We start from the raw sequence: 25,508 nt of genomic DNA on the forward strand, positions 1-25,508 counted from the left end.
TCGTGCTTTTGTGGTTCAGCCGGCCAGCTTCTTCGCCGCCGCCACGATCGCGTCCACGCCGACGCGCGACTGCGCCTCCAGCACCGGCGCGTAGCCGACCGGAATGCGCGGCGCGCCCAGCCGCGCGACGCGGCAGCCCGTGGCCTCGGCCGCGCTCGCGGCGATCTCGGCACCGAAACCCGCGGCCTGCACCGCCTCGTGCACCACCAGCAGCCGCCCCGTGCGCGCACATGACGACAGCACCGTCTTGCGGTCCCACGGCCACAGCGTGCGCAGGTCGATCAGGTCCACCGCGATGCCCTCGGCCGTCAGCGCGTCGCAGGCCGCGGCGCAAGGCTGCATCTGCTTGCTCCAGCTCACGAGCGTGAGCGCGTTGCCCTCGCGCACGCGCGCCGCCTGGCCCAGCGGCACGACCAGCGTGTCGTCCACCTCGCCGCGCACGCCCCACAGCGTCTTGTGCTCGATGTAGACCACCGGGTCGCCGCACTGCAGCGCCGCGCGCAGCAGCCCGTGGTTGTCCTGCGGCGTCGACGGGCTCACCACCACCACGCCCGGCAGGTGCGCGAACCAGGCCTCGAGCGACTGCGAATGCTGCGCCGCCGACGCGTCCCAGATGCCGCCCGGCATGCGCGCCACCAACGGCACGCGGCCCTGGCCGCCGAACATGAAGCGGTTCTTCGCGGCCTGGTTCACCAGCTCGTCCATACCGCACAGCGCGAAGTCGACCACGCGCATTTCGACGACAGGGCGCAGCCCCGCGAGCGCCATGCCCACGCCGGCGCCCATGATCGCGGCCTCGCTGATCGGTGTGTCGATCACGCGTTCGGCGCCGTACTGCTGCTGCAGCCCCTTGTACTGCCCGAAGATGCCGCCGCGGCCCACGTCTTCGCCCAGCACGACCACGCGCGGGTCGGCGTCCATCTCCTGCTGCAGCGCGCGCACGGCGGCTTCGGAATAGCTCAGCGTCGTCACAGCCATTGGCCTGCTCCCGTGGTCTGCACGTCGGTGAAGGCGGCGCTCGCCTCGGGCCAGGGCGCCGCGTCGGCCACGGCCAGGGCCGTGTCCACCTCGTCGCGCGCGGCATTCTCGATGGCGTCCAGCGTCGCGGCGGCCACGCCGGTGTCCAGCAGGTGGCCGCGGGCGCGCGCGATCGGGTCGGTCTCCAGCGCGGCCGCCAGCTCGGCCGGATCGCGGTAGGCCGCGAGATCGACCGACACATGGCCCTTCACGCGGTAGGTGAGCGCATGCAGCAAGCGCGGCCCCGCGCCGCTGCGCACCTCGGCCACCAGCCGCGCGGCGGCGGCATGCACCGCGAACACATCGTTGCCGTCGACCTGCGTGGCCGCGATGTCCATCGACGCGGCGCGTGCCGAGGCGCCGTCGCCGGCCGTCATCGGGCCGCTCGCGGTCGTGGCGCTCCAGCGGTTGTCCTCGCAGACGAAGAGCACGGGCAGGTCGTACACGCGGGCCCAGTTCAGCGCTTCGAGGAACGGGCCGCGGTTGATCGCGCCATCGCCGAAGAAGCAGACCGTGATGTCGTCGCCGTGCTTCAAGAGCTTTTGCGCATGCGCCGCGCCGACCGCGATCGGCAGCCCCGCCGCGACCACGCCGTTGGCGCCCAGCATGCCCACCGAGAAATCCGCGATGTGCATCGAGCCGCCCTTGCCGCCGTTGAAGCCCGTGGCCTTGCCGAACAGCTCGCACATCATCCGCGTGAGGTCCGCGCCCTTGGCCAGCGTGTGGCCGTGGCCGCGGTGCGTGGAGGTGAGGTAGTCGCTCGCGCGCAGGTGGGCGCACACGCCCGCTGGCACCGCTTCCTGTCCGGTCGACAGGTGCAGCGGCCCGCGCACCTTGGCGGCGCCGCCCGCCTGCTGGCCGTAGGCGCTGACCCCGCCCTGGCTGGCGGTTTCGGCGGCGTTCTCGAAGGCGCGGATGCGCACCATGACGCGGTACAGCGCCTCGCCGGCGCCTGGGGGGTTGCTCGGGTCCATCTTGTCTCCAACGCCCTGGGGATCGGCGCTTTGAGAAAAATCGTATCAACCGAGACGGATTCGACCTACCGGGCTAACCCTTCGCCCCCCCCGCCCGGCCTCTTTTTCGGGCGCGGGCTTCCTGCTCTCTTCTCTATTTATTCTTCTTATTTAAGTTAGTAGTAGTAGATAAGGGTAAACCCGCCCTGTGGACAGGGCACTTTTTCCCTTACCTGACAACAACTTGTCACACCCCGGACACTGTGTGCTCCTGTGCTTTCGCGGTGCTATCAAAACAGGAACAACTTGGGCGGGGTCGCTCCCGCTGTGGATAACAGGGGGCTTGTCCGGAAACTGTCCCCAGAGTTTTCCATTTGTATCTGGAGCGGCGGTGCCGTCCGGGAATTCCCGGGTGCCCGGAACCCCCCGCCGATGGGATAGTTAGTTCGCCACTCAAACTAACTACCCCGGCCCACCGTTCTGAGGAGAGACACCGATGCAACTGACAACGAAACACACCCTGGCCGCCCTGGCGTTCGGTCTCACGGCCGTGGGCGCGATGGCGCAGACCGTGGTCGGCGTGAGCTGGTCCAACTTCCAGGAAGAACGCTGGAAGACCGACGAGGCCGCGATCAAGGCGCAGCTGGAAAAACTCGGTGCGAAGTACATCAGTGCCGACGCGGGCGGCTCGCCCGAGAAGCAGCTGGGCGACATCGAGGGGCTGATGTCCAAGGGCGCGAAGGCGCTCATCGTGCTGGCGATGGACAAGGACGCGATCCTGCCCGCCGTCACCAAGGCCACGCGGCAGAAGGTGCCGGTGGTGGCGTACGACCGGCTGATCGAGGCGCCGGGCGTCTTCTACATCACCTTCGACAACGTCGAGGTCGGGCGCATGGAGGCGCGCGAGGTGCTCAAGGTCAAGCCCAAGGGCAACTACGTGATCATCAAGGGCTCGCCGAGCGACCCGAACGCCGACTTCCTGCGCGCCGGCCAGCAGGAGGTGCTGGACGCCTCCATCAAGAAGGGCGACATCAAGATCGTCGGCGACGAGTACACCGAAGGCTGGAAGCCCGAAGTCGCGCAGAAGAACATGGAGCAGATCCTCACCAAGAACGGCAACAAGGTCGACGCGGTGGTGGCGGCCAACGACGGCACGGCCGGCGGTGCCGTGGCTGCGCTCACGGCCAAGGGCCTGCGCGGCATTCCGGTGTCGGGCCAGGACGCCGACTTCGCCGCGCTGAACCGCGTGGCGCTGGGCACGCAGACCGCGACCATCTGGAAGGACTCGCGCGAGCTCGGCCGCGAAGCCGCCACGGCCGCGGTGTCGCTCGCAGCGGGCAAGCCGGTCGAGAAGGCCGCGCCGTGGGCCGGCGGCGCCAAGAAGATTTCGCTGTCCTCGCGCCTGCTGACGCCGGTGCCGATCACGCGCGACAACCTCGACGTGATCGTCAAGGCCGGCTGGATCAAGAAGGACGAGCTGTGCAAGGGCGTCTCGGGTGCGAACGCACCCGCGGCCTGCAAGTAACGCCGCAACCACCGGCGCGTTCGGCCCCTTTCCGAACGGCTGAACGCGCCGCTCCATCTCTTCGCAACATGGCTTCCGGCCGACCCGCAAGGGCCTGCCGGCGGGACGGTTGCGCACCTGTAGTCCGTCCTGAGGGGGCTTGAAAAAAATGAGCGATCCAACACCCGGCTGGTGGCGCCGCACCGGCATCGACCTGCGCCTGCTCCTGATGTGCGTGCTGCTGGCCGTGATGGCGGTGGCGTTCAGCGTCATGTCGGGCGGCGTGTTCCTCTCGCCCGAGAACCTCTACAACGTCGCGCAGCAGACGGCGGTGGTCGGCATCGTCTCCACGGTGATGGTGCTGATCATCGTGGCGCGCCACATCGACCTGTCGGTGGGCTCGGTGATGGGCTTCGTCGGCGTGCTCATTGCCTACCTGCAGTACACCTCGGGCTGGTCGTGGCCGACGGCCTGCCTGGCGGGGCTCGCGGTGGCGCTGCTGGTGTCGATCTACCAGGGCTGGCTCACGGCGGTGCTGGGCGTGCCGTCGTTCGTGGTCACGCTGGGCGGGTTGATGTCGTTTCGCGGCGCGGCCTTCCTGGTGGCCGACGGCAAGACGCAGCCGGTGAACGACGAGTTCTTCCAGCGCCTGGGCGGCGGCTACGACGGCGGCATCGGCGTCACGGCCAGCTGGGTGCTCGCGGGGCTGGTGGCGCTGGTGCTGTTCGGGCGCATGGTGCAAAAGCGCCGCGCGCGCCAGCGCTACGACATGCCGACCGAGGCGCTGTGGCTCGACGTGCTGCTCACGGCCGTGCCGGTGGCGGTGGTGGTCGGCTTCGCCTGGGTGATGAACAGCTACCAGATCTCGTCCAAGAGCGAGCCGCAGGGCATTCCGATTCCGGTGCTGATCTGGGCGGCGGTGGCGATCGTGCTGTCGTTCATCGTGCATCGCACGCGCTTCGGCCGCTATGTGTTCGCGATGGGCGGCAACCCCGACGCGGCGGCGCTGGTGGGCATTCCGGTGCAGCGCGTCACGCTGATGCTGTTCGCGCTGCTGGCGGTGCTGGTGACGGTGGCGGCCATCGTGTCGATCGCGCGGCTCAACGCGGGCACCAACTCGCTGGGCACGGGCATGGAGCTGTACGTGATCGCGGCGGCTGTCATCGGCGGCACGGCGTTGGCGGGCGGCAGCGGCTCGATCTTCGGCTCGGTGCTGGGCGCGCTGATCATGCAGTCGCTGGACAGCGGCATGCTGCTGCTCGACGTGCCGATCGGCAAGCGCATGGTGATCATCGGCCAGGTGCTGATCGTGGCCGTCGTCTTCGACGTGCTGTACCGCCGCAAGTTCGGGGAGAACTGACATGGCCGACATCGACAAGACCAAACCACTCGTCGAGCTGCGCGAGATCCGCAAGGCCTTCGGCGGCGTGAAGGCCGTGGACGGCGTGAGCATCAACCTCTACCCCGGCGAAGTGGTCGCGCTCCTGGGCCACAACGGCGCGGGCAAGTCCACGTTGATGAAAATGCTCGCGGGCGCCTACCCGATCGATTCGGGCGACACGCTCATCGCGGGCGAAAAGGTCCACATCCGCACGCCCGCCGAGGCGCAGGCGCAGGGCATCGAGACCATCTACCAGACGCTCGCGCTGGCCGACAACCTCGACTCGGTGGCGAACCTTTTTCTGGGCCGCGAGAAGATGACGGCGTGGAACACGCTCGACGACCACTTCATGGAAGTGCAGGCGCGCAAGGTGTTCCAGCGGCTGAACAAGAACTTCACCAACATCCGCATCCCGGTGCGGCGCCTGTCGGGCGGGCAGCGGCAGGTGGTGGCGATCTCGCGCGCGCTGTACTTCAACGCGCGCATCCTCATCATGGACGAGCCCTGCGCCGCGCTCGGCCCCGAAGAGACGGCGATGGTCGGGCGCCTGGTCAAGCAGCTGAAGGACGACGGCGTCGGCATCTTCCTGATCACGCATGACATGCCCGACGTGTTCTCGCTGAGCGATCGGCTCGCGGTGATGAAGAACGGCAAGCTCGTGGGCACCTACCGCACGGCCGACGTCACCGAAGACGAAGTGCTCGGGATGATCATTGCCGGCAAGCGGCCCGAGGGGCGCGAGCAGGCGCACCACGCAGCAACCGCGGCCACCGCCGCGGCATGACATGAAGACCATCGGCGACCAGCAGCTGCTCAAGCGCCTGAACCGCAGCGTGCTGCTGCGGTTGCTGCGCGCGCAGCCGGGCTTGTCGCGTGCGCGCCTCGCGAGCGAAAGCGGGCTCACCAAGTCGACCGTGAGCCTGCTGGTGCGCGAGCTGCTCGACGAAGGCTGGCTCAGCGAATCGGGCGCCGCCGTGGCCGACGGACTCGGGCGGCCGTCCACGCCGCTGCGCATCAACGTCGGCGTGCGCGCGCTGATGGGCGTGGAGATCGCCGTCGAAACGCTGCGCCTGGTGTGCGTCTCGCTGCAGGGCGAGGTGCTGCACGCGCAGGCCGAGCCGCTGGACGACGGTGAGCCCGCCCGTGTGTGCGCGCAGCTCGCGCGCATGGCGGCGGCGGCGCACGCGCAGCTCGACCAGCGCGGCCTGCGCCTGTCGAGCATCGGCGTGTGCGTGCCCGGCGCGGTGGACGACTGCACGGGCGTCGTGCGCTTCGCGCCGAACCTCGGCTGGCGCAACGTGAGCCTGCTGCCCGCGCTCGAAAAGGCGCTGGCCGCAGCGGGCCTGCCGGGCGTCACCGTGCAACTGCAGAACGACGCCGACGCCGCCGCACTCGGCGAGTACGAGTTCGCCGCGGGCGAGGGCGAAGACCCGCTGATCTTCGTCAACAGCGACGTCGGCGTGGGCGCGGGCGTGGTGCTGAACGACCGTCTCTTCACCGGCGCGCAAGGCATGGCCGGCGAGATCGGCCACACCATCCTGCAGCTGGACGGGCCGCTGTGCTCGTGCGGCCGGCGCGGCTGCGCCGAGGCCTTCTTCGGTTCGCGCGTGCTGGCGCGCGAGGGCGCGGACATGGCGCGCGCCGCCGCGTTCTTCGGCGTGCTGCTGCAGAACCTGTGGGTCACCTTCAACCCGCGCGCGATCGTGCTCGGGGGCAAGGTCTGCGCCGAGCATCCGGAGTTCGCGCAGGCCGCGTTCGAAGGCGTGAAGGGCCATGCGGAGCGTGCGGGCATGCCTGCGCCGGAACTGCGCACGGCGCGCTATGAAGAACTTGCGCCCGCGGTGGGCGCGGCGGCGCTGGCGCTGCACGATTACCTGCGGCCGCTGCAGCCCGATGCGAAGGCGCGCCGCGCGCGTGCACTGGCGCGCGCCGGCGCCTGAACCTGCGCTGTCCGTCAGTCCGCTGCTGCGCCGCTGTCGTCGTCGCGCCAGCCGCGCAGCCGCCGGTACAGCGTGCCGCGCGACACGCGCAGCTGCCGCGCCGCCTGCGACACGTTGCCGCCGTGCGCCGCGAGCGTGTCCTCGATCAGCTTGCGGCTGTGCTCGCGCAGGGTTTCGGTGGGTGGCGTCTCGCTAGTGGGAGCAAGCGCCACGGGCGGCTGCGCCTGCACGTCGATCGCCACGGGCGCATCGCCCTGTGCGCTCGCCATGTCAGGCATCGCCACCGCATGCCGGAAGTCCGCGCCGTCCGCGCCCTTGAGCTGCGCCTGCATCCACACGCCGAGCCCGCTGGCCAGCCGCAGCGGCTGCGCGGCCTCGCGCCGGCCCAGCCGCAGCAGGCTCGCGAGGTCGTGGCCCAGCAGGCATTCGACGTCGCGGTCGTCGGGTGCTTCGGGCAGCCGCCCCAGCAGCCGCGCGCCGGCGTTGTTGAGCCACGCGATGGTGCCGTCGGGCGCGATGCCCGCGAGCGCCTCGAGCGGCGTGCCCAGCAGCGTGGGGCTGGCCTGGAAGCGCAGGATGAGGTGGTCGCGCGACTGCGCCTGCAGCAGCCGGTTCTCGATGATGGTGGCGTGCAGCGCGACCATCGAGGCCGCGTCGAAGCCGAAGCGCCGCGCCTCCACCGTGAGGTCGAGAACGCCCGCGAGCCGGCCGCTCACGTCGCGGATCGGCGCCGCGGCGCATTGCATGTGGCACAGCACGTCGTAGTAGTGCTCGGCGCCGTCCACGGTGCAGGCCTGCCCGGTGCTGGCCACGATGCCCGGCGCCGTGGTGCCCACGACGCGCTCGGAGATGTTCACGCCCAGGCGCGCGGTCTGGCGCAGCACGGGCTGGTGCGTGCCGGCGGGCTGGCTCGTGACGTGCACCACCACGCCGTCGCGGTCGGTCAGGATCACGCGGCAGTCGGTGCCCGCGAGCATGTGTTCCATCTGCACGAGCTCGTGCCGCGCCACGTCCAGCAGCTCGCGGTTGCGCGCCAGCGTGGTGTGCAGCCGGCTGGGCGTGACGGCGTCGAAGGCCACCACGCGCTGCCGGTCGGTGTGGGTGCGGCTGCAGCGCATCCACGACTGGATGACCGCCTCGCCGACCAGCCCCGAGGGGCGCACGCCTTCTTCGAAAAACTGCTGCCGCGCCAGCGCCACGCGCTGCGCCGGCGTGCTGGCAAAGAGTTGGCGCGGCGCATCCGCCGTGCCGAGCCTGTCGAGCGCCATGGGTTCGCCGCCTCTTCCGGGTTCAGGGACCCTCTCGAATGTGTTCCGCAATGGAACAAGGCTTGATTGGGGAAATCCCGGGGGTGAAGGCCGATGCCGTGCGAACGATCCTTGGGGCAGAACGAAGAAGGAGACAGACCCCGATGAAGACGACAACGACACAGCCTCTTTCCGGGCGGCGCCTGCTTGCGGGCGCCTTGCTGTGCCTGGGCCTGGCGGCCCCGGCGCTGGCCCAGACGGCCGCCAGCCCGCAGGACCGCGCCGGCGCGGCCGCCAAGCGCGTCGACGGCAACTTCGTGCGCGCCAACGCGGCGAAGAAGACGCCCGACTGGCCTAGCTACGGGCTCGACTACGCCGAGTCGCGCTTCAGCAAACTCGACCAGGTCAACACCGGCAACGTGAAGCAGCTCGGGCTGGTCTGGTCGTACAACCTCGAATCGACGCGCGGCGTGGAAGCCACGCCGCTGGTGGTCGACGGCATCATGTACGTCACGGCCTCGTGGAGCATCGTGCATGCGATCGACACGCGCACCGGGCAGAAGATCTGGACCTTCGATCCGCAGGTCGACCGCACGAAAGGCTTCAGGGGCTGCTGCGACGTGGTCAACCGCGGCGTGGCGCTGTACGAAGGCCGCGTCTACGTGGCCGCCTACGACGGCCGCCTGATCGCGCTCGACGCCGCCACCGGCCAGAAGGTGTGGGAGAAGAACACCATCGAGGGCCAGAAGGGCAGCTACACCATCACCGGCGCGCCGCGCGTGTTCAAGGGCAAGGTCATCATCGGCAACGGCGGCGCCGAGTACGGCGTGCGCGGCTACGTCACCGCCTACGACGCGAAGACCGGCGACCAGAAGTGGCGCTGGTTCGTGGTGCCCGGCGACCCGAGCAAGCCCTTCGAGGACGAGTCGATGGCGCGCGCCGCCAAGACCTGGGACCCGAGCGGCAAGTACTGGGAAGCCGGCGGCGGCGGCACCGCCTGGGACAGCTTCGCCTTCGACCCCGAGCTCAACCTGATGTACGTGGGCACCGGCAACGGCTCGCCCTGGGCGGCCAAGGCGCGCAGCCCCAAGGGCGGCGACAACCTGTACCTGGGCTCGGTGGTCGCGCTCGACCCCGACACCGGCAAGTACAAGTGGCACTACCAGGAGACGCCCGGCGACAACTGGGACTACACCTCCACGCAGTCGATGATCCTGGCCGACGTCAAGCTGAACGGCAAGGCGCGCAAGGTGCTGCTGCATGCGCCCAAGAACGGCTTCTTCTTCGTCATCGACCGCACCAACGGCAAGTTCATCTCGGCGAAGAACTTCGTCGCGGTCAACTGGGCCACGGGCTACGACAAGAACGGCCGGCCCATCGAGGTCCCCGCCGCGCGGCAGAACGAGAAGCCGGGCGACAGCATCCCGGGCCCGTTCGGCGCGCACAACTGGCACCCGATGTCCTACAACCCGCAGACCGGCCTGGCCTACCTGCCCGCCCAGCACGTGCCGATCAACCTGATGGACGACAAGGCCTGGAAGTTCGACGAGAACGCCCCTGGCCGGCCGCACGCGGCGCTGGGCTGGAACCTGGGCAAGTTCGCCAACGTCGAGCCGCCCACCAGCAAGCCCTTCGGCCGCCTCGTGGCCTGGGACCCCATCAAGCAGAAGGAAGCCTGGGGCGTGGACTACGCCTCGCCGTGGAACGGCGGCACGCTGACCACTGCCGGCGACCTGGTGTTCCAGGGCACGGCCGACGGGCGCCTGGTGGCCTACCACGCCAAGACCGGCGAGAAGCTGTGGGAAACGCCCACCGGCACCGGCGTGGTGGCGGCGCCCGCGACCTACATGGTGGACGGCAAGCAGTACGTGTCGGTGGCCGTGGGCTGGGGCGGCGTGTACGGCCTGGCGCAGCGTGCCACCGAGCGCCAGGGCCCGGGCACGGTCTACACCTTCGCGGTCGGCGGCACGGCCAAGATGCCCGCGTTCGTCGAGTACCGCATGGCCAAGCTGGTGCAGGGCGTGAAGTACGACCCCGCCAAGGTCCAGGCCGGCACCATGCTGTACGTGAGCAACTGCGTGTTCTGCCACGGCGTGCCGGGCGTGGACCGCGGCGGCAACATCCCGAACCTGGGCTACCTCGACCCGGCCTACATCGAGAACCTCGACAAGTTCGTGCTCAAGGGCCCGGCCATGTCGCGCGGCATGCCCGACTTCACGGGCAAGCTCTCGGGCGACGACATCGAGAGCATCAAGGCCTTCATCCAGGGCACGGCGGACGCGATCCGGCCGAAGTAGAGGTATCGCGGACTCAAACAGAAAAGGCGCCATCGGCGCCTTTTCTTTTGGGGCAGGGCGCTGGTCAGCCCGCCAGCCGCAGCTCGTGGATCAGCCCTGCCACGTTGCCCACCTGCAGCTTGTCGTAGATCGACTGGATGTGGTTGCGCACCGTGGCCGGCGAGCGGTTCAGGATGGCGGCCACTTCCTTGTGGGTGTCGCCGCGCGCCAGCAGTTCGGCGATGGTGTGCTCGCGCGGCGTGAGGCTGTCGGCGCGGCAGCGATGGCGGCACTTGAGGAACAGCAGGCGCTGCTCGACGCGGTGCGTGACCACGATCTCGCGCCCGTTGAAGCGCGCGTGGCCCTGCAGGAAGTGCTGCAGCAGCGCATCGGGCAGCGTGCGGCCGTGCCAGGCCGGCCACTCGGCCTTCAGCGTGGCCTCGAACAGCCGGTCGGCGTGGTACAGCACGCCGCGCAGGTCGCCGATGGCCGAGCCGCCGGGCGACGCGCTGCCCGCTTCGAGGCGGTCCAGGTGCATCACGCGGTTCAGCGCCAGCGCCTGCATCACGTGCGGCGCGAGGCTGGCGAGCAGTTGCCGCTCTTCCTCCGTGCCGTGGGCTTCCGGGTCGGCGCGGAACAGGCTGAGCCAGTGGACGAAGCTCGTCTGCGGGTTCGAATCCGAGGTGATGAAGAAGTTGGCCTGCTCGAAGCGGCGGCCGTAGTCGCGCAGCTCGGCCTGGTCGTCACGGCAGAACCACGCCTGCGCATTGAAGGCGAGCGTGGCGTTCGACTGCTTGGCCACCTCGCCGGCGGCCGTGTCCATGTGCTTGACCTGCTCGTAGGCCGTGACCATCTCGAGCGGCTGGTTGTGCAGGTGGATCGTGTGGATGTCGATGCCGTGGTCGGTGCGGGTGGCGGTGCCCCACATCGACGAGTCGAAGAGCAGCACGGGCTTGAGGAGGTCGAGCGCGGCGTCCTGGAAGGCGTCGATGGGCAACTCGTGCGAGAGGCGGTACAGCCGCAACAGGAGGTCGCTGAAGTCGCGCGGGACACCGGCCGTGAAGGTCATGCGGGGAGTCTTCCAGCCCCGCCGCCGCATGCCCATCCCATGTTCCGGTGACGCGCGCGGGGCTCGGCCGCGCGGTTTCAAGAATGGTGCATTTGCATCATTTGATTTCCAAAAGCGAAAGCTATTGTTTGCAGCGCCCTCGGTTGCTGACCAGGCCCTTTCCCTTTTCGAGAGACCCACGATGCCCCACCCCACCTCCAGAATCCCCCACGCCCTGTCCCTTGCCACCCTGTTGATCCTCGGCGCCTGCGGCGGCGGTGGGGGTGGCGGAGGCGGCGGTGGTTTCGCATTCCCCGTCGGTACGGGCGGCAACGGCGGCACGCCGCCCGCCGCCGAGTCGCCCGGCACGCTGAGCGGCACCGTGGCCACCGGCGCGGCCTTTGCCGGCGCCGCGCTCACCGTGTTCGACCAGACCGGCGCCAAGGTCTGCGAAGTGACCGTGCCGGCCGAAGGCACCTACAGCTGCGTGCTGCCCGCGGGCACCAAGGCGCCGTTGGTGATCCAGGCCGTGCGCGACGACCTCACGCTCTACAGCACCACCGCCAGCACCGCCACCGGCACCACCAACGTCACGCCGCTGACCACCGTGGTGGTGGCGCAGCTGTCGCCCAACGGCGATCCGTCGAAGCTCGCCGCCGCGGTGCAGGCCGACGCCGGCGCCGTCACGCCGGGCGCCATCAGCGACCAGGTGGCGAAGCTCGTGGCCGCGCTGAAGCCGCTGCTGGACGCGCTCAACACCAGCATCGACCCGATGAGCGGCACCTTCCAGGCCAACGGCACGGGACAGGACCGCGTGCTCGACACGCTGAACGTCTCGGTGCGCCCCGACGGCACGGCCGCCAACATCGAGATCACCGTCAAGGCGCAGCCCGCGAGCGAAGAGAGCGCGCCGGTGTCCATCGTCTTTCGCACCGGCGAGAGCAGCATCGCGCCGCTGCCCGCGGTCGATGCCGCGGCCCTCGTGCAGCCGCCCACGCCGGCGATGGTCAAGGACCTGCTGGACCGCCTCAACGCCTGCTACGCGCTGCCGCTGAACGAGCGCGTGGACAGCACCATCGGCTCCGACGGCAACGCCTTCGGCGAGGCCGCCGACGTGGTCGCGCCGGCCTGCCGCACGCTGTTCGTGGGCGACGACCCGGCCAGCTTCGTCGCGGCCGGCCTGCACATCGGGCGCGCGTCGAGCGGCCCGCGCCGGCCTTTCGAAAGCCTGTTCCGCTTCGGCCCGACGAACCTGAAGCACGACCGCGGCAATTTCGAATACTTCCACCCGGGCGGCGACATCGCGCTCACCTACCGCTGGACCGACAGCGTGGGCAACACCGACAACGACGTGTTCAACGCCAGGATCGTGAATGGCGCGCTCAAGCTCACCGGCAACAGCAACGCCTACCGCGCCGCCGTGCGTCCGCAGCAGGAGCTGAAGGACTTCCTCAAGCACGCGAACCTGAAGTACCACGCCGCGGGCTACAACGTGTCGGTGGACAACGTGCTCGACGGCAACGGCGACTCGATCTTCACGAAGGTGGTGGCCACCTCGTCGGCGCTGCCGGGCCGCGAGCTGGTCCTCGTGCCCCGGGCCGGGCTGACCACCCTGGTGCTCACCACCGACGGGACCGCCAACGGCGCGCTGAACTCCTCGCTGTGGCGCATGGCCGCGCGCTACGTGGACCCGGCGCAAGGCGGCAACCCGAGCAGCGTCGAGCCCGGCAATCTCTTCGCAGCGCCGCAGTTCGACGACGCGCAGCTGAGCGCCATTCCCGATCAGGCGGTCTGGAAGCTCGAGTTCTTCCTGGCGGCCGGCGGGACCAACCCGGTGCAGTACGTGCGCACCTTCTCGCGCGCGCCGACCCTCGCCGAGGCCGTGCAACTGCCGACCGTGGAAATGACGCCCGCCCTGCGCGCCGAGCTGATGCAGGAAATCGACGGTGTCCCGCGCGGCATCGTGTTCCCGGCGCCGGTGCCCTCCGACCCCAGCGCCAACAACATCGACTTCAGCGCCGAGGGCAACCAGGACGGCTGGGCCGTGCCCAGCGGCGCCTACGCCCCGACCACTTTCCTGGTAGCCGGCCGTGGCCCGAACAACAACCGCTTCACCGACTCGATCACCGTGCGCACCTCGGCGCGCAAGGCCGTCATCTACTGCCAGCCGGTGAACTCGCCGAGCGACAACCACTGCGTGAGCGTCGGCAACAACGCCTACCAATACGCGCAGGGCTCGTCGGTCAGCAGCTTCATCTTCACGGCACGCACCGCGCGCCAGGTCGATGTGCGCAAGAACTTCGAGGCGTGGACCTACTCGCCTCCCTGATTCTTTTCCTGCTGTCACCGCATGAAAAAAGCCGCCGGCCCTTTCGGGTCGGCGGCTTTTTCGATGGGAGATCGAAAGGATCAGTCGGCGTAGACGCCAGCCGCCTTGATGATCGGGCCCCACTTGGCGATTTCAGCCGAGACGAACTTCTTGTGCTCGGCCGGCTCGACGCGCTTGTCGGTGGTGATCACGGCGCCCAGGCCTTCCTGGCGCTTGATGAAGGCCGGGTCCTTCATGGCGGCCTTGATGGCTTCGTTGACCTTCTTGAGCACCGGTGCGGGCGTGCCCTTGGGGGCGTACACGCCGTGCCAGATCGACACTTCGAAGCCCTTCAGGCCCGACTCGTCGAGCGTGGGCAGGTCTTTCAGCGCGGGCGTGCTCAGGCGCTTGCTGGTGGTCACGGCGTAGGCCTTGACCTTCTTGGCCTCGATCTGCGACGTGGTGTTGGTGGTCTGGTCGCACAGCAGGTCGATCTGGCCGCCCAGCAGGTCGGCGATGGCCGGCGCGGTGCCCTTGTACGGCACGGGCGTCATCTCGATCTTCAGCGCGCTCTGGAACAGCAGGCCGCACAGGTGCGAGGCGGCGCCCAGGCCGGCGTTGCCCAGGTTGATCTTGCCCTTGTTGGCATTGATCCAGGTCGTCAGTTCCTTGTAGTTGTTGGCGGGCAGGCCGGGCTTGCCGATGAGCGTCATCGGCACTTCATTGACCATGCCGAGGTATTCGAAGTCGTTCTCGACGTTGAACGGCAGCTTGCGGTACAGCGCCGGCATCGTCGACATGCCGATGTGGTTCAGCAGCAGCGTGTAGCCGTCGGGGTTGGCGCGCGCCACCTTGGCGGTGCCGATCGAGCTGCCGGCACCGGCGGTGTTGTCCACGATGATCGTCGTGCCCAGCGTCTTCTGCAGCGATTCGGCCAGGTCGCGGGCCACGCGGTCGGTCGGGCCGCCGGCCGAGAAAGGCACCACCAGCGTCACGGGCTTGCCTGCGGGGAAATCCTGGGCGTGTGCGCCGACGGCGGCCGCGGCAATCGCCGCGAGGGCAAACAGTTTCTTCATGATGTCTCCGACGGAGTTTTTAAATGGAAAGGGTCGCGATCTTATCGGCTGACCGGGGGCTGACCCATACCGAATAGCCCTTAGGAATGTCACCGTTTTCGCCCCATGCTGGGGCATGATCACGCCCGTCCCGCGCACCCGCGCCGGGGTGACCACAACCACAAACAGGCCAGCCCGACGGGCGGCATCGAGGAGAAGAAACCAATGGATCCCTGGGTCTATCCGCGCGAGCGCTGGCTCGGCAAACTCACGCTCGTTCTGGGCCTGCTGGCCTGGGCGCTGATCGTCGTCGGCACGCTGGGCATCGCGCTGCTGTACGTGCTGCTGGGCTTCATCGGCTACGTGTTCGCGCAGTCGGCGGTCATCGCCTGGATCAAGGGCACGGGCGTGAAGCTGTCGCCCCAGCAGCTGCCCGAGCTGCACGCGCGCTTCGTCGACTGCTGCACCCGCCTGGGCATCGCGCAGCCGCCCGAGGCCTACCTGCTGCACGGCGACGGCATGTTCAACGCCTTCGCCACGCGCTTCTTCGGGCGCAACTTCGTGGTGCTGCTGTCCGACGTGGTCGACGCCATGGAGGCGCAGCCCGACGGCATCCACTTCTACATGGGCCACGAGCTGGGCCACATCCGCCGCGGCCACCTCACGGGCCACATCTGGCGCGCGCCCGTGCTCTGGCTGCCGCTCCTGGGCGCGGCCTATGCGCGCGCCAAGGAATACACCTGCGACCTGCACGGCGCCGCCTGCTGCCGCGAGGTCGACTCCGCGCCGCGCGCGCTGGTCGCACTGGCTGCCGGCGCGCAGCAGTGGCGCAACGTGAACCTGCAGCGCTACGCCGCCCAGTCGGCCGGCAACCGCGGCTTCTGGGGCTCGTTCCACGAACTCATCGGCGGCTACCCCTGGCTCACCAAGCGCGTCGCGCGCGCCATCGACCCGGGCGCCAAGCTGCCCGAGCGCAACCCGGTGGCCTACCTGCTCGCGCTCTTCGTGCCGTATGCCGGCCGGGCCGGCGGCGGCGCGGCGGGTGTGCTGATCGTGGTGGCTGTCATCGGTGTCATGGCGGCTGCAGCCATCCCCGCCTACCAGGAGTACCAGACCCGCGCCGTCGTCGCGCAGGCCTGGTCCGAGGGCGCGCCGGTGCGCAACGCGCTCACGCGCCACTACGAAGAAAAGGCCGAGATCCCCGACACCCTGGCCGCCGTCGGCCTGCCGGAGAACCTGCCCAACGGCGCGACCCTCACGCTCGACCCCGACAGCATGGTGGTGGAAGTGGCCACGACCAAGGGCACGCTGCGCATGGAGCCGTCGTCGACCGACCGGGGCATTGCGTGGCATTGCAGCGCGGGTGAGGGGTTGAAGGACAAGGCGTTGCCGGCGAGCTGCAAGAAGTAGCCGGTCATTGGCCCTGATGACGTCTCCCGCTTCCATCGCACACGCGTGGCGCCTGCCGCGCGACTTCGCGCTCATCACCGTGGCGGTCGAAGCGGCCATCGTGGGGGTCCGCTTCGGCCGGCAGCTGTGGTCCGGCTCGGAGGACAGCGGCTATGGCCTGGATGTGTGGTTGGGCATGGCGGCCAACCTCGCGATGGCCTGGGTGCTGTCGGCGGCATTGGCCTGGAGCCATGCCTGCCAGGCGCTGGAAGTTCGCGGTGCCGCGCGCCTGGCGCAGCTGCGCGGCCCGCGTGTGCGCCTTGCCGGCGCCTATCTCATCGTGCGGGTGCTCGAGTACTTCGTGCTGAGCCCGTGGCTCTACGGGCTGGAGCTGCTCTACATGCCCGGCGGCCGACTGGTGCAACTGGCGATGCTGGTGCTGGGTGTGTGGCTGGCGACCTGGGTCGCGCTGAGGCAGGGCGCCCGGGCACCGGCCGCGTCGTCGTTCGATGCCGACGCCGAGGCGCCCCCGGGCGCATCGCCGGGCCGGGCCACGGTGGCGCTGTTGATCGCTGCCGTGTCCGCGTCGATCCAGGTGTGGTGCGTGATGGCCGTGGACCCGTGGAACGAGGTCGAAAGGACCTTGAATCGCGTGCTGCCCTTCCTGGGCTGGATCGCGCCGCCGCTGGTGCTCTTTGCGCTGGCGTTCTGGGGCGGGTGGCTGGGCCTCGGCCCCGGACCCGTTCCCGCACGCGTCCGGCCCTTCCGGGCCGTGGCGGCGTCGGTGCTCGCCCTGGTGCTGGTGGTGGCGAGCTGCGCGGCCATCTTTCTGGTGGGGCTGGCGCTGGTGCTCGTGCCGTCGTCGACCAGCATGGCCGGCCTCGGCGGCCTGATCGTGCTGGCCGCCGCCCTCGTGCCGCTCTACTTCGCACTGACCGTGCTGCTCACGCGCTTCATCACGCGCCGCCTGTACCGCCCCTACTTGTAGCTGCGCGCGTCCTCGATCACCTTGCCGTCGTTCGGCAGGCTGCCCGGCGCCACCAGTTCGATGGTGCCGCGCAGCTTGGTCACTTCGCGCACCGCGTCGGCAATGCGCGCGTCGAGCCCGGCCGGGGCGCCGGCGCATTCGAGCTTGAAGGTCATCTGGTCGTCGCCCATCTCGCCCGACACCACGAGCCGTGCGCGCACGATCTCGGGAAAGCGCCGCACGACCTCGGCGACCTGCGACGGATGCACGAACATGCCGCGCACCTTGGTGGTCTGGTCGGCGCGGCCGAGCCAGCCCTTGATGCGCTTGTTGGTGCGGCCCGTGGGGCAGGTGCCCGCGAGCACGGCCGAGAGATCGCCGGTGCCGAAGCGCACCAGCGGGTAGTCGGGGTTGAAGGTGGTGACGACGATCTCGCCCACCTCGCCGTCGGGCACCGGGTCGCCGGTGCCGGGACGCACGATCTCGACCAGCACGCCCTCGTCGATCACCAGGCCCTGGCGCGCGCTGGTTTCATACGCGATGAGGCCCAGGTCGGCGGTCGCGTAGCACTGGATGCCCTGCACGCCGTGCGCGGCGATCCAGTCGTGCAGGCTGGGCGGAAAGGCCTCGCCGGACACGAGCGCCTTGGTGAACCACGGCAGCTTCTGGCCTTTTTCTTCGGCCTTCTCCAGCAGGATCTTCAGGAAGCTCGGCGTGCCCGCGTAGCCGTCGGGCTTGAGGTCGACGATGGCTTCGAGCTGCTGCTCGGTCTGGCCCGTGCCGCCCGCGAAGATGGTGCAGCCCATGGCATGCGCGCCGCTTTCCATGATGGAGCCGGCCGGCGTCATGTGGTAGCTGAAGCTGTTGTGGATCAGCTCGCCGCTGCGAAAGCCCGCCGCATGCAAGGCCCGCGCGGTGCGCCAGTAATCGCGCGCCTCGCCCTCGGGTTCGTAGATGGTGCCGGGGCTCGCGAAGATGCGCGGCATGCGCGGCCCGCGCACGATCGACGCAAAGCCGCCGAAGGGGTCGTCGGCGCGGCGTGCCTTCTGCAGTTCGAGCAGTTCCGACTTCCGGGTGACGGGCAGCTTCGCGAGCGCTTCGCGCGAGGTGACGTCGCCGGGCTTCACGCCGTCGAGGATCTTCGTGAAGGCGGACGTTGCAGTCTGTGCCTGGGCGATCTGCTTGGGCAGCGCGGCCAGCAGGTCACGTTCGCGTTCGGCAGGGTCGCGGATTTCCAGTTGGTCGTAGTGGTCGTTCATGTCCGTACCCTTCGTCTATCGATTCGGTCGCTCTGGGGTGGGTACTTCAGGCCAACCAGCGCTTGCGGCGCTTGTAGCTCTTCACATCACGGAAGCTCTTGCGGTCCGCGCCGCCCACGCCGAGGTAGAACTCCTTCACGTCCTCGTTCTCGCGCAGGCTCTTGGCCTCGCCGTCCATCACGATGCGGCCGTTCTCCAGGATGTAGCCGTAGTCGGCGTAGCGCAGCGCCATGTTGGTGTTCTGCTCGGCCAGCAGGAAGGTCACTTTTTCCTTGGTGTTCAGGTCTTTCACGATCTCGAACACCTCTTCCACGATCTGCGGCGCCAGGCCCATCGAGGGCTCGTCCAGCAGCACCATGGTCGGGTTGGCCATCAGCGCGCGGCCGATGGCGCACATCTGCTGTTCGCCGCCCGAGGTGTAGGCCGCCTGCGAGGTGCGGCGTGTCTTCAGGCGCGGGAAGTACGCGTAGACCTTCTCCAGCGTCTCCTGCACCGAGGCCTTGCCGTCGGTGCGCGTGTAGGCGCCGGTCATCAGGTTCTCTTCGATGGTCAGGTGGGCGAAGCAGTGGCGGCCTTCCATCACCTGGATCAGCCCGCGCTTGACCAGCTCGGCCGGCGACAGCGCCTCGATGCGCTCGCCGCGCAGCTCGATGGTGCCCTTGGTCACGGCGCCGCGTTCGCCCGCGAGCAGGTTGCTCACGGCGCGCAGCGTGGTCGTCTTGCCGGCGCCGTTGCCGCCGAGCAGCGCCACGATGCCGCTTTCGGGCACGGTCAGCGACACGCCCTTGAGCACGAGGATCACGTGGTTGTAGATGACCTCGATGCCGTTGACGTTGAGAAGGATCTTGGGTTCGCTCATGGTGTGGTCCGAAGCATTCGCAAGAACGGCACATCGCCGTCCTTGCGAATGGCGGCTCTTGCGAGCCGCCACGGCACTCAGTGCATCAGGATTGGCAGTCGGCTGCTTCGCGGCGGGTGAGCTTCTTTTCGCCCGCGTACTTGTCGGCGGCCGCCTTCACCATCGGCTTGATGATCTGGCTGTCGGCCTCGTACCAGTCGGACATGCCGCCCCACTTGGCGCCGTCCCAGGTGTGCACGCGCGCCCAGGTCGAGCCCATGTGGTCCTGGCACGAGGTGCTCACCGGACGCATCACGCCCGAGAAGCCCAGCGCGTCCAGCTTCTTCTGGTCGAGTGCAAGGTTTTCCATGCCCCAGCGCACCTGCTCGCCGGTCATGACCTTGCCCTTGCCGAAGCGCTCCTGCGCACGCCGCACGGCCTCGATGGTCAGCATCTGGATGATCACGCCGCGCGTGTAGAGCACCGAGCCCACTTCGTCCTTCGGACCCGTGCCCTGGCCCTTGTCGTGCACCTGCTTGAGGATGTCCTGGATCACCTTGGGCTGCGTGCCCGAGGTGTTCAGCGCCAGCGCGTTATAGCCCTTGGCGTTGGCACCCACGTCCTTCACGTCGGGTTCGGCGCCGGCCCACCACACGCCGTACATCTTCTCGCGCGGGTAGCCCGTGGCCACGGCTTCCTTCAGGGCGGTGGAGTTCATCACGCCCCAGCCCCACAGCAGCACGAAGTCGGGACGCGACTGGCGCACCTGCAGCCAGGCCGACTTCTGTTCCACGCCGGGTGCGGTCACGGGAATGAGCGACAGCTCGAAGCCGTTCTGCTTGGCGCGCTCCTGCAGCAGCGGAATCGGCTCCTTGCCGAACGGCGAGTCGTGGTACACGAGGGCGATCTTCTTGCCCTTGAGCTTGTCCATGCCGCCTTCTTTTTTGCCGATGTGCTGGATCAGGATGTCGGCCGCGGTCCAGTAGGAGCCCATGAGCGGGAAGTTCCACTTGAACACGCCGCCGTCCTGCGAGGCCGACAGGCCGTAGCCCAGCGTGATGAGCGGGATCTTGTCGGTGGGCACCTTGTCGGTCAGCGCGAAGGTGATGCCGGTGGCCTGCGGGTCGAACAGCGTCACGCCCGGGCGGCCCTTCAGGCGCTCGTAGCATTCCACGCCCTTGTCGGTGGCGTAGCCGGTTTCGCATTCCTCGTACGTGATCTTCACGCCGTTGATGCCGCCGGTGGCGTTGATGTACTTGATGTAGTCCTGCTTGCCGTTGGCCCAGGGCGTGCCGTTGGGCGCGTAAGGGCCGGTGCGGTACACCAGCAGCGGGAAGAACTGTTCCTTGGCCTGGGCCTGCGCGAGCGAAGGCGCGAAGGCCGCGCCGAGGGTGCTGGCCACCAGGGCGGCGGTCAGAGCGAGCGATTTCAGTGTCATGCCTGTCTCCTTTTGTGGGCACCTCGGTGCCGGGTTTTTACGAACGAACAACAACAACGGGAACCTGTCAGTGCGGGAAGGGCCACAGCCGCAGCTTTTCCTTGGCCGTGGACCACAGCCGCGCCAGGCCGTGCGGCTCCACGATCAGGAAGAACACGATCAGCGCGCCGAAGATCATGGTCTCCAGGTGCGAGGCCAATGCGGTCGAGATCGAGAAGCCCAGCCACCCCGGCAACTGGTTCAGGAAGAGCGGCAGCAGCACGATGAAGGCGGCGCCGAAGAAGCTGCCCATGATCGAGCCGAGCCCGCCGATGATCACCATGAACAGCAGCTGGAACGAACGGTCGATGCTGAACGCCGCCGGCTCCCAAGCGCCCAGGTGAATGAAGCCCCACAGCGCGCCGGCCACGCCGACGATGAAGCTGCTCACCGCGAAGGCCGTGAGCTTGGCGTACACCGGGCGGATGCCGATCACCGCGGCGGCCACGTCCATGTCGCGCATCGCCATCCACTCGCGGCCGATGGCGCTGCGCACCAGGTTCTTGGCGAGCAGTGCGAACACCACCACGAAGATCAGGCAGAACAAATACTTCTGCACCGGCGATTCGATCGGCACGCCGAACACGTTCAGTCCCGCCACGCTCACCGAGCCCGAGGACGAGTTGTTGGTGAACCATTGGATGCGCAGGAAGGCCCAGTCGGTGAAGAACTGCGCAGCCAGCGTGGCCACCGCCAGGTACAGGCCCTTGATGCGCAGGCTCGGAATGCCGAACAGCACGCCGATCACCGTGGCGCACAGACCGCCCAGCAGCAGCGAGGCGATGAGCGGCATGCCGTCGATGCGTACCTGGAAGTTGTAAGCCGCGTACGCGCCCACCGCCATGAAGGCGCCGGTGCCCAGCGAGATCTGGCCGCAGTAGCCGACCAGGATGTTCAGGCCCAGCGCTGCCAGCGACAGGATCAGGAAGGGCGTGAGGATGGCGCGCATCCAGTAGTCGGACACGCCCATCGGCACCACGACGAACGCCACGAGCAGCAGCACCAGGATCGCCAGGCGGTCCTGCGCGATCGGGAAGATCTGTTGGTCGGCGCGGTAGCTCGACTTGAACTGGCCGTTTTCTCTGTAGAACATGTCAGACCCGATCGATGATCTTTTCGCCGAACAGCCCTTGGGGCCGCACAAGCAGGAAGACCAGTGCTAGAACATAGGCAAACCAGATCTCGATGCCGCCACCGAGCATGGGGCCGAGATAGATCTCAGACAGCTTCTCGCCGACACCGATCAACAGGCCGCCGATGATGGCGCCGGGGATCGAGGTCAGCCCGCCGAGGATCACCACCGGCAGAGCTTTGAGCGCCACCAGCGAGAGCGAGAACTGCACGCCGAGCTTGGAGCCCCAGATGATCCCGGCCACCAGTGCCGAGAAGCCGGCCACCGACCACACGATCACCCAGATGCGCGACAGCGGAATGCCGATCGATTGCGCGGCCTGGTGGTCGTCGGCCACCGCACGCAGCGCCCGGCCCGTGGCGGTCTTCTGGAAGAAGATCGCCAGCACCACCACCAGCGCGGCGGACACCAGTGCGGCGATCAGGTCTTCCTGGCTCAGCAGCAGGCCGCCCTGGAAGGTGCCTTCGAGCACCATCAGCGGTTCCTTGGGCATGCCCACGTCGATCTTGTAGATGTCGTTGCCGAAGATCGTCTGGCCCACGCCGTCCAGAAAGTAGGCGATGCCCAGCGTGGCCATCAGCAGCGTGATGCCTTCCTGGTTCACCAGCTTGCTCAGCGCCAGCCGTTCGATGAGCCAGGCCACCACGATCATCACCGCCATGGCCGCGATGAAGGCCAGGATGTTCGCGAGGATCTGGCTCTGGAAGCCGAACCACTGCGGGAACCACTCGGCGAAGCGCGCCATGGCCAGCGCCGCGAACAGCACCATCGCGCCCTGCGCGAAGTTGAAGACGCCCGAGGCCTTGTAGATCAGCACGAAGCCGATCGCGATCAGCGAATACAGCATGCCGACCATGAGGCCGCCGAAAAGGGTTTCGAGGAAAAATCCCATGGTCAATGCTCCACGCCGAGGTACGCCCGGATCACGTCTTCGTTGTTCCGAACTTCATCCGGCGTGCCGTCGCCGATCTTCTTGCCGTAGTCCAGCACCACCACGCGGTCGGAGATGTCCATCACCACGCCCATGTCGTGCTCGATGAGCACGATGGTCGCGCCGAACTCGTCGTTCACGTCGAGGATGAAGCGGCTCATGTCCTGCTTCTCTTCGACGTTCATGCCGGCCATGGGTTCGTCCAGCAGCAGCACCTGCGGCTCCATCGCCAGCGCGCGGCCGAGGTCGACGCGCTTTTGCAGGCCGTAGGGCAGGCGGCCCACCGGCGTCTTGCGGTGCGCCTGGATTTCCAGGAAGTCGATGATGTGCTCGACGAACTCGCGGTGCTGCAGCTCCTCGCGTTCGGCCGGGCCCCAGCGCAGCGCCTGTGCGAACAGGCCGCTCTTCATCTTGAGGTTGCGCCCGGTCATGATGTTGTCGAGCACGCTCATGCCCTTGAACAGAGCCAGGTTCTGGAAGGTGCGCGCCACGCCCATCTCGGCCACCTGGCGCGAGTTCATGTGCTTGAAGGTCTGGCCGCGGAAGGTGATGGAGCCCTGCTGCGGCCAGTACACGCCGTTGATGCAGTTCAGCATCGAGCTCTTGCCCGCGCCGTTGGGGCCGATGATGGCCCGCACCTCGTGCTCGCGCACGTTGAAGCTGATGTCGGTCAGCGCCTTCACGCCGCCGAAGCTCAGGCTGATGTTCTGGACGTCGAGGATGACGTCGCCAATCTTTCGGTTGCTCATGCAGCGGCCTTCACGATGGGGAAGGTCTTGGCGTCGTTGATCTTCAGCGTGGCGCTGACAACCCCCGTGCGTCCGTCCTCGAACTTGACCTGGGTCTCGATGTACTGCGCGGTCTTGCCGCCGTACAGCGCATCGACCAGCACGGCGTATTTCTCGGCGATGAAGCCGCGGCGCACCTTGCGCGTGCGGGTCAGCTCGTCGTCGTCGGGGTCGAGTTCCTTGTGCAGCACGAGGAAGCGCGCGATCTGCGTCTCGCCCATGCCGTCCTCGGCCGCGAGGTCGGCGTTGACCTTGGCGATGCACTCGGCCACCAGCGTCAGCACCTCGGGCTTGCCGGCCAGGTCCACATAGCCGCCGTAGGCCAGGCCGCGGCGCTCGGCCCAGTTGCCGACCGCCTCGAAGTCGATGTTGATGAAGGCGCAGACCTCGTCGCGGCCGTTGCCGAAGCACACGGCTTCCTTGATCTGCGGGAAGAACTTGAGCTTGTTCTCGATGTAGTTGGGCGCAAAGATCGCGCCGCCCACGAGCCGGCCCACGTCCTTGGCGCGGTCGATGATGCGCAGGTGGCCTTCGCTGTCGAGCACGCCGGCGTCGCCGGTGTGGAAGTAGCCGTTGGCGTCGAGCACCTCGGCCGTGGCGTCGGGGCGCTTGTAGTACTCCTTGAGCACCGACACGCCGCGCACCAGCACCTCGCCGTCGTCGGCGATCTTCAGTTCGATGCCCGGCGCCGCCGTGCCCACGGTCTGCAGCTTGACCTTGCCGTCCTGCTGCAGGCACACGTAGGCGCAGGTCTCGGTCTGGCCGTAGAACTGCTTGAGGTTCACGCCGATGGAGCGGTAGAAGCGGAACAGGTCGGGCCCGATGGCCGCGCCGGCCGTGTAGGCCACGCGGATGCGGCTCATGCCCAGCACGTTGCGCAGCGGGCCGTAGATGAGCAGGTTGCCCAGGCTGTACATGAAGCGGTCGCCGGTGCTCACGGGCGTGCCGTTGAGGATGTCGGCGCCCACGCGCTGTGCCAGCGCCATGAACTTCGCATACAGCCAGCGCTTGGGCGCGGCCGCGTCTTCCATGCGGATCGACACGGCCGTGAGCAGCCCTTCGAAGGTGCGCGGCGGGCCGAAGTAGTAGCTCGGGCCGATCTCGCGCATGTCGTTCATCACCGTCTCGGCCGACTCGGGGCAGTTGAGCGTGAAACCGCCCACCAGCCACTGCGCCACCGAGAACAGGTGGTCGCCCACCCACGCCATCGGCAGGTAGCTCATGATGTTGTCGCCGGGGCCGAGCTTGTCGGTCTCCACGCCGCCGCGCCCCGCCGCGATGAAGCTGGCGTGCGTCTGGCACACGCCCTTGGGGCGGCCGGTGGTGCCCGAGGTGTAGAGGATCACGCCGACGTCGCTGGCCTCGCCGCTGGCCACGGCGCGGTCGTAGTAGCCGGCGTTGGCCTTGTCGAAGGCCCGGCCCAGCTCGCGCAGCTGCTCGTAGCTCATGAGCCCCGGCTGCTCGTAGTGGCGCAGGCCCTTGGGGTCGTCGTAGATGATGTGGCGGATGCCCTGCTGCTGGCCCTCCTGGCCTTGCTGCAGCTCGCGGCATTCGAGCAGCTTGTCGACCTGCTCCTGGTCTTCGACGATCACGAACTCGATGCTCGCGTCGTTCAGCATGAAGACCATCTCGCTGGCGACCGCGTCCTGGTACAGCGGCACGGGCACGCCGCGCAGGCTTTGCGCGGCGAGCACGGCCATGTACAGGTGCGGCCGGTTGGCGCCGACGATCGCGAGGTTGTCGAAGGCCTTGAAGCCAAGGCTTGCCAGACCGCAGGCCATCTCGCGCACTTCCTGCGCCACGGCGTTCCAGGTCCAGGTTTGCCAGATGCCAAGGTCTTTTTCGCGCACGGCGGGAGCCTCGGGACGGGCCTCGGCATGCGCGAGCAGCAGACGGGGGAAGGTGGGGGCGGTGGTTTGCACAGTGGCCGGATCGTAGGTCCCACTTTGACGCCCGGTTGTCGTTCCAACGACAATCCTAGGGACACTACTCCCCGGA

General features: G+C 68.3%; 20 protein-coding genes. 8 read left to right on the forward strand and 12 right to left on the reverse strand.

Annotation, left to right across the window (positions count from 1 at the left end; translation table 11 throughout):
- Positions 1 to 15: 15 nt before the first annotated feature.
- Both AC1RL8_RS27955 and AC1RL8_RS27960 read right to left on the reverse strand, forming a co-directional pair.
- Positions 16 to 978, reverse strand: a complete 963-nt coding sequence (locus tag AC1RL8_RS27955) for an alpha-ketoacid dehydrogenase subunit beta (protein WP_492686905.1) — start codon at positions 976 to 978, stop codon at positions 16 to 18.
- Complete coding sequence (locus tag AC1RL8_RS27960) at positions 969 to 1,991, reverse strand: thiamine pyrophosphate-dependent dehydrogenase E1 component subunit alpha (RefSeq protein WP_492686906.1); 1,023 nt, start codon at positions 1,989 to 1,991, stop codon at positions 969 to 971. The genes AC1RL8_RS27955 and AC1RL8_RS27960 overlap by 10 nt, the downstream gene beginning before the upstream one ends.
- Before the next feature lie 481 nt (positions 1,992 to 2,472).
- Between AC1RL8_RS27960 and xylF the strand changes: the two genes are divergently transcribed.
- The 4 genes from xylF to AC1RL8_RS27980 all read left to right on the forward strand — a co-directional run bounded on the left by xylF (position 2,473) and on the right by AC1RL8_RS27980 (position 6,795).
- Positions 2,473 to 3,495, forward strand: a complete 1,023-nt coding sequence (xylF, locus tag AC1RL8_RS27965; RefSeq protein WP_492686983.1) for a D-xylose ABC transporter substrate-binding protein — start codon at positions 2,473 to 2,475, stop codon at positions 3,493 to 3,495.
- Between the two features lie 148 nt (positions 3,496 to 3,643).
- Positions 3,644 to 4,834: a sugar ABC transporter permease gene (locus AC1RL8_RS27970; RefSeq protein WP_070062989.1), complete on the forward strand. Its 1,191-nt coding sequence runs from the start codon at positions 3,644 to 3,646 to the stop codon at positions 4,832 to 4,834.
- 1 nt (position 4,835) lies between these two features.
- Positions 4,836 to 5,639 (forward strand): ATP-binding cassette domain-containing protein, encoded by an 804-nt coding sequence (locus tag AC1RL8_RS27975; RefSeq protein ID WP_095747145.1) that lies wholly within the window; start codon positions 4,836 to 4,838, stop codon positions 5,637 to 5,639.
- 1 nt (position 5,640) lies between these two features.
- On the forward strand, positions 5,641 to 6,795 hold the full coding sequence (locus AC1RL8_RS27980; RefSeq protein ID WP_492686907.1) for an ROK family transcriptional regulator: 1,155 nt from the start codon (positions 5,641 to 5,643) through the stop codon (positions 6,793 to 6,795).
- A gap of 14 nt (positions 6,796 to 6,809) precedes the next feature.
- Here AC1RL8_RS27980 and AC1RL8_RS27985 read toward each other — a convergent pair whose 3' ends face one another.
- The gene (locus tag AC1RL8_RS27985; RefSeq protein WP_492686908.1) at positions 6,810 to 8,063 is read right to left on the reverse strand and encodes a helix-turn-helix domain-containing protein; all 1,254 of its coding nucleotides are present in this window, start codon (positions 8,061 to 8,063) and stop codon (positions 6,810 to 6,812) included.
- Between the two features lie 143 nt (positions 8,064 to 8,206).
- Between AC1RL8_RS27985 and AC1RL8_RS27990 the strand changes: the two genes are divergently transcribed.
- On the forward strand, positions 8,207 to 10,339 hold the full coding sequence (locus AC1RL8_RS27990) for a PQQ-dependent dehydrogenase, methanol/ethanol family (RefSeq protein ID WP_062473911.1): 2,133 nt from the start codon (positions 8,207 to 8,209) through the stop codon (positions 10,337 to 10,339).
- A gap of 64 nt (positions 10,340 to 10,403) precedes the next feature.
- Here AC1RL8_RS27990 and AC1RL8_RS27995 read toward each other — a convergent pair whose 3' ends face one another.
- Positions 10,404 to 11,387, reverse strand: coding sequence for a helix-turn-helix transcriptional regulator (locus AC1RL8_RS27995; RefSeq protein WP_492686909.1), 984 nt, complete (start codon positions 11,385 to 11,387; stop codon positions 10,404 to 10,406).
- Positions 11,388 to 11,568: 181 nt separating this feature from the next.
- On the opposite strand from AC1RL8_RS27995, the gene AC1RL8_RS28000 reads away from it, so the two are divergent.
- The gene (locus AC1RL8_RS28000) at positions 11,569 to 13,695 is read left to right on the forward strand and encodes a carboxypeptidase regulatory-like domain-containing protein (RefSeq protein ID WP_492686910.1); all 2,127 of its coding nucleotides are present in this window, start codon (positions 11,569 to 11,571) and stop codon (positions 13,693 to 13,695) included.
- 80 nt (positions 13,696 to 13,775) lie between these two features.
- On the opposite strand, the gene AC1RL8_RS28005 is transcribed toward AC1RL8_RS28000, so the two are convergent.
- Complete coding sequence (locus AC1RL8_RS28005) at positions 13,776 to 14,750, reverse strand: tripartite tricarboxylate transporter substrate-binding protein (protein ID WP_070062994.1); 975 nt, start codon at positions 14,748 to 14,750, stop codon at positions 13,776 to 13,778.
- Positions 14,751 to 14,954: 204 nt separating this feature from the next.
- On the opposite strand from AC1RL8_RS28005, the gene AC1RL8_RS28010 reads away from it, so the two are divergent.
- Positions 14,955 to 16,139 (forward strand): M48 family metalloprotease, encoded by a 1,185-nt coding sequence (locus tag AC1RL8_RS28010; protein ID WP_139700553.1) that lies wholly within the window; start codon positions 14,955 to 14,957, stop codon positions 16,137 to 16,139.
- Positions 16,140 to 16,155: 16 nt separating this feature from the next.
- Positions 16,156 to 17,106: a hypothetical protein gene (locus AC1RL8_RS28015; protein ID WP_492686911.1), complete on the forward strand. Its 951-nt coding sequence runs from the start codon at positions 16,156 to 16,158 to the stop codon at positions 17,104 to 17,106.
- Here AC1RL8_RS28015 and AC1RL8_RS28020 read toward each other — a convergent pair.
- The 7 genes from AC1RL8_RS28020 to AC1RL8_RS28050 form a co-directional block, all read right to left on the reverse strand.
- Complete coding sequence (locus AC1RL8_RS28020; protein ID WP_492686912.1) at positions 17,097 to 18,344, reverse strand: phenylacetate--CoA ligase family protein; 1,248 nt, start codon at positions 18,342 to 18,344, stop codon at positions 17,097 to 17,099. The genes AC1RL8_RS28015 and AC1RL8_RS28020 overlap by 10 nt on opposite strands.
- A 46-nt stretch (positions 18,345 to 18,390) precedes the next feature.
- On the reverse strand, positions 18,391 to 19,203 hold the full coding sequence (locus AC1RL8_RS28025) for an ABC transporter ATP-binding protein (RefSeq protein ID WP_062473897.1): 813 nt from the start codon (positions 19,201 to 19,203) through the stop codon (positions 18,391 to 18,393).
- Positions 19,204 to 19,288: 85 nt separating this feature from the next.
- Positions 19,289 to 20,620, reverse strand: coding sequence for an ABC transporter substrate-binding protein (locus AC1RL8_RS28030; RefSeq protein WP_062473894.1), 1,332 nt, complete (start codon positions 20,618 to 20,620; stop codon positions 19,289 to 19,291).
- Between the two features lie 67 nt (positions 20,621 to 20,687).
- Entirely contained in the window at positions 20,688 to 21,752 is a 1,065-nt protein-coding gene (locus AC1RL8_RS28035; protein ID WP_062473892.1) for a branched-chain amino acid ABC transporter permease, read from the reverse strand.
- 1 nt (position 21,753) lies between these two features.
- On the reverse strand, positions 21,754 to 22,683 hold the full coding sequence (locus tag AC1RL8_RS28040; RefSeq protein ID WP_070062998.1) for a branched-chain amino acid ABC transporter permease: 930 nt from the start codon (positions 22,681 to 22,683) through the stop codon (positions 21,754 to 21,756).
- Between the two features lie 2 nt (positions 22,684 to 22,685).
- Positions 22,686 to 23,471 carry an ABC transporter ATP-binding protein gene (locus AC1RL8_RS28045; protein WP_062473888.1) on the reverse strand — a complete coding sequence of 262 codons (786 nt, stop codon included), beginning with the start codon at positions 23,469 to 23,471 and terminating at the stop codon, positions 22,686 to 22,688.
- On the reverse strand, positions 23,468 to 25,432 hold the full coding sequence (locus AC1RL8_RS28050) for an AMP-dependent synthetase/ligase (protein ID WP_492686913.1): 1,965 nt from the start codon (positions 25,430 to 25,432) through the stop codon (positions 23,468 to 23,470). The genes AC1RL8_RS28045 and AC1RL8_RS28050 overlap by 4 nt, the downstream gene beginning before the upstream one ends.
- Between the last annotated feature and the right edge of the window lie 76 nt (positions 25,433 to 25,508).

The sequence above is a fragment of the Variovorax sp. GW822-FHT04E09 genome (genome assembly GCF_058800845.1).